The organism is Persicitalea sp., from assembly GCF_041751555.1.
Lineage (GTDB): Bacteria > Bacteroidota > Bacteroidia > Cytophagales > Spirosomataceae > Persicitalea.
In genome coordinates this window covers 1-4,182 of the sequence record NZ_JBGSXF010000292.1, presented here as the reverse complement: position 1 = coordinate 4,182, position 4,182 = coordinate 1, and the positions used below count along the sequence as shown (strand labels likewise).

General features: G+C 53.1%; 3 protein-coding genes and 1 pseudogene. 3 read left to right on the top strand and 1 reads right to left on the bottom strand.

The window, feature by feature from the left end:
* The first annotated feature begins 232 nt into the window (after nt 1–232).
* The 3 genes from ACEW8P_RS10245 (at nt 233) to recG (ending at nt 3,817) form a co-directional block, all read left to right on the top strand.
* A complete protein-coding gene (locus ACEW8P_RS10245; protein WP_373512988.1) occupies nt 233–916 on the top strand; it encodes a hypothetical protein in 684 nt (227 codons plus the stop codon).
* Nucleotides 917–1,029: 113 nt separating this feature from the next.
* Nucleotides 1,030–1,662, top strand: a complete 633-nt coding sequence (locus tag ACEW8P_RS10240; protein WP_373512987.1) for an acetyltransferase — start codon at nt 1,030–1,032, stop codon at nt 1,660–1,662.
* Nucleotides 1,663–1,714: 52 nt separating this feature from the next.
* A complete protein-coding gene (recG, locus tag ACEW8P_RS10235; protein ID WP_373512986.1) occupies nt 1,715–3,817 on the top strand; it encodes an ATP-dependent DNA helicase RecG in 2,103 nt (700 codons plus the stop codon).
* A 137-nt stretch (nt 3,818–3,954) separates the two neighbouring features.
* Here recG and ACEW8P_RS10230 read toward each other — a convergent pair.
* Nucleotides 3,955–4,182: pseudogene (locus ACEW8P_RS10230) on the bottom strand (carbohydrate kinase); the annotation flags it as partial.

Here is a 4,182-nt window from a genome sequence, read left to right as displayed (position 1 = left end):
CCCGGTCGCCAGGCGGGTAGTTGTAAGTCAATAACTTGGCTCCCTTTGGTGGGGATTGTATAGGTTATTTCGGCAAAGTGAGAATCAGGAACCGGCACGGCAATGCGGTAGTACATAAAGCTGAGGTAGGGTAATTGTGAGGGTTGAGGGGGTAGTGTCGTAATCGCCAACAAACCAAAGTCGCAGGGGGTTTCGTTACTACTGAAAAGTAAAATTAACAATCGTTTCCGATATGAAAAGGTTTATTCCACTCCTGATAGCCATTCTTGGTCTGCACTTGACGGCTTTTGCCCAGAATGAAGAATACTACAAAAAGGATACGCTCCCCCAGCAGAAACGCCAAAGTACCATCATCATCCCCAACGAAGCCGAGCAGGAAAAGGCCGAGGCTCGTCCCGTCGAGGGCCGTCCCCGCTACGAAGGGTCCCAGCCGATTTTGGATCGGCTGCGCCTGGGAGGTAGTTTCGGACTATCCCTGGGTAACTACACCAACATCAACCTTTCGCCCATGGCGGGCCTTAACCTAACCGATAAACTCGTAGCGGGGGCCGGTCTTACCTATATGTACGCCAGCTACCGGCCACGGGGCGCAAGCGCCAGTCTGCGGAGCTCTACCAGCAACTACGGCGGCCGGATTTTCCTGATGTACAGTCTCCTGCCAATGATTACGCTGCAAGCCGAGTACGAAGGACTCAACGTTCAACACAGCAGTATTGGCCAGGACCGCACCCGCACCTGGATCGGCTCGCCGCTCGTCGGCGGTGCCTACACCCAGCCTTTAGGCGGACGTTTCACCCGCAGTATCCACTTCACGGCTCTCTACAATTTGTCGTACAACAGCCAGATCAGCCCTACCACCGGACTAAACATTTCCCCCTATTCCAGTCCGTTCGTCTTCAGAATCACGTTCTTGTAGTCAATTTTGAATGAGTGAATGATAGAATGAGTGAATATTGCTTTCGCCAATATTCACTACATGGGCGACTCCATCATTCTGTCATTCACTCATTCACTCATTCAAAATTAAAAATGGAAAATCCAGTACTCATTTTTGGCGCGGGAGCTTTGGGCCGCCAGGCGCTCGATATTTTTCAGCGCAACGGCGTGGTCGTGTATGGCTTTTTGGACGACAACAAGGAACTGCATGGCACCGAAATCGGTGAGGTCAGCATTCTGGGAGATACGGACGATGGTGGTTTTTTGAAAATCATCGGTAACAAGTGTGAGGCCTTTGTAGCCATCAGCGAGCGGCCCGTGCGAGAGAAGTTGGTCGCCATGCTCAACGACCGCCGCAAAACCATGCCCGTCAACGCCATTCACGATACAGCGGTAGTTTCTGAAATGGCCACGCTGGGTCACGGCAACTTTGTGGGTGCCCGCGTGACGGTAGCAGCCCAGGCCACCATCGGTCAGCACGTCCATTTGCAGTCGGGAGCCATCGTGGAGTCTTTCGCTACCGTTGGAGATTTTGTAAACATCGGAGCGGGAGCAGTTATCAACGATCGGGTCACATTAGAAGAAGGCGCGTTCATTGGCACGGGCGCAGTGCTCGTGTCGGGCATAAAGATTGGCAAGAACGCCCGCGTTGGGGCTGGGTCGCTGGTCATCGCTGATGTGGCGGCCAATGCTACCGTGTTCGGTAACCCGGCGCAAGCGGTTTAACTTGCAATACGCGGTTTTTCGTAAATTTGAAAAACCGGAGTAGCCGCCTTTCATGACTGAACGTACCAATTTTTTCGAAACCAAAATAGAATTCCTTAAAGGCGTAGGACCGCAGCGGGCCGCGCTGCTCAACAAGGAACTGAACATATTCACCTACGGCGACCTGCTGCAACATTATCCCTTCCGGCATGAGGATCGCTCACTGTTTCACCGCATCAGCGAACTGAACGAACTACTGCCCGGCGCCCAAATCAAGGGCAGATTAAAAGATTGGCATGTTACGGGCGAAGGCCATAAAAAGCGGCTCGTCGGTACTTTCACCGATGGAACGGGAATTCTGGAACTGGTATGGTTTCACGGGATATCATGGTTTGAGAAAAGCCTGCGCAGGAACGCCGACTACATTGTGTACGGCAAGCCAACCGAGTTTGGCGGACGATATAGCATCACCCATCCCGATATAGAACTGCTCACCCCGGAGAACGTCAACGGCGGTACTTGGCAGCCGATTTATCCGCTCACCGACATGCTCCGCAAGCGGCGGGTGGATAGCCGCACTATCAGTCGGATGATGAAAACGTTGCTGGAAATTGCCACGCCGCACATCCGCGAAACGCTGCCCGAATCGCTTATTACGCAGTACCGCCTTATCTCTAAAGCCGAAGCGCTGTGGAGTATTCACCTGCCGCCTTCGCAGGCGCATCTGCACCAAGCCACGCGACGGCTCAAATTCGAGGAGCTATTCTACAATCAGTTGCGGCTCATCAAGAGTAAGATTTTACAGAAAAACGAGTATCCGGGACAGGTATTCGACAAGGTTGATCTGCTAAAAGACTTTTATAACAACCATTTGCCTTTTGCCTTGACCAACGCCCAGGCGCGAGTGCTGAACGAAATCCGTGAAGATTTCCAGACAGGCCGCCAGATGAATCGGCTGCTGCAGGGTGACGTGGGTTCCGGAAAAACTATCGTAGCCTTCATCGCCATGCTCATGGCCCTCGACAACGATGCACAGGCCTGCCTGATGGCCCCCACCGAAATCCTGGCCGACCAGCACTATCAAGGCTTAAAAGTGTACGCCGAGCTTCTGGGCATCAACATCGGCAAGCTCACGGGATCGACCAAGAAAAAGCAGCGACGTATCCTGCATGAAGAATTGCTGGACGGCTCTATGCAAATTCTCGTCGGCACCCACGCCCTAATCGAGGACGTGGTACAGTTCAAGAATCTGGGCTTCTGCGTGATCGACGAGCAGCACCGCTTCGGCGTAGCGCAGCGCTCCAAGCTTTGGGCCAAGAACGAGGAAATCCACCCGCACATCATGGTCATGACCGCCACGCCCATTCCCCGGACGCTGGCCATGACGCTTTACGGTGATTTGGACATTTCCGTGATTGACGAACTACCCGCCGGACGTAAGCCGATCAAGACCGTCCACCGTTACGACGCGTACCGGGCTACTTTGTTTGGTTTTTTGCGAGATGAAATCGCCAAGGGGCGTCAAATCTATATCGTTTATCCGCTGATCGAGGAGTCCGAGAAAATGGATTTGAAGGATCTGACGGACGGTTATGAAAGCATTTCCCGCTCCTTCCCTGATGTGCCGCTGAGCATTTTGCACGGCCGGATGAAGCCGCAGGACAAGGACTACGAAATGGCGCGTTTTGTAAAAAACGAAACTAAGATCATGGTCGCCACGACGGTGATCGAGGTGGGCGTCAACGTACCGAATGCGTCAGTAATGGTGATCGAAAACGCCGAACGCTTCGGCCTGGCGCAGTTGCATCAGTTGCGGGGCCGCGTGGGACGTGGCGCGGAGCAATCTTTCTGCGTACTGATGACGGATTTCAAGCTCAGTCAGGATACGCGCAAACGGCTGGAAACGATGTGCCGCACCAATAACGGCTTCGAGATTTCGGAGGTAGATTTGGAACTGCGCGGCCCCGGTGACCTCACGGGTACCCAGCAAAGTGGCATCATGGACTTAATTATCGCGGATCTCGCCAAAGATGGCGTCATCCTGAAAGAAGCCCGTAACTCCGCCGAAGCGATACTGAACGCCGATCCTGATTTGGTAACGCCTCCTTACGCCGCCATCCGGGGTCATTTGGACAGTCTAAGGGCGTCCGACACTAATTGGAGCAGAATTAGTTGAAATTAGGTTAAACGGCCAAAAGGTCAAGGGTTAAACGGTGTTCTACGATTTCTTCTTTATAGTACTGGGCATTGAGAATCTCTCACGCCCCTTAACCGTTTGACCTTTTCACCATTTAACCCCGAGAACCACGCTGCTCAGACCTCCACTTTCACAATTTCCCCCGGAAACTCGAACGTATTCGGCCGGGTTACATGCAAGGCAGCACCAAGCGCAGCGGCGTAGGGCAGTAGGGTAGTGAATACCTCTTTGTCAGGGAATTTTCGAGCGAGCAGCTGCATGAAAATCTCGTTCTTGGCAAAACCTCCGTCGATGAACAGCGTAGGGATTTTATCTACACCAATCATTCCCAGGGACGTGGTGAC

What these genes read in the sequence shown, in the direction of transcription:
- ACEW8P_RS10245 (WP_373512988.1), top strand. Translation starts at nt 233, where the DNA reads ATGAAAAGGTTTATTCCACTCCTGATAGCCATTCTTGGTCTGCACTTG.
- ACEW8P_RS10240 (WP_373512987.1), top strand. Translation starts at nt 1,030, where the DNA reads ATGGAAAATCCAGTACTCATTTTTGGCGCGGGAGCTTTGGGCCGCCAG.
- recG (WP_373512986.1), top strand. Translation starts at nt 1,715, where the DNA reads ATGACTGAACGTACCAATTTTTTCGAAACCAAAATAGAATTCCTTAAA.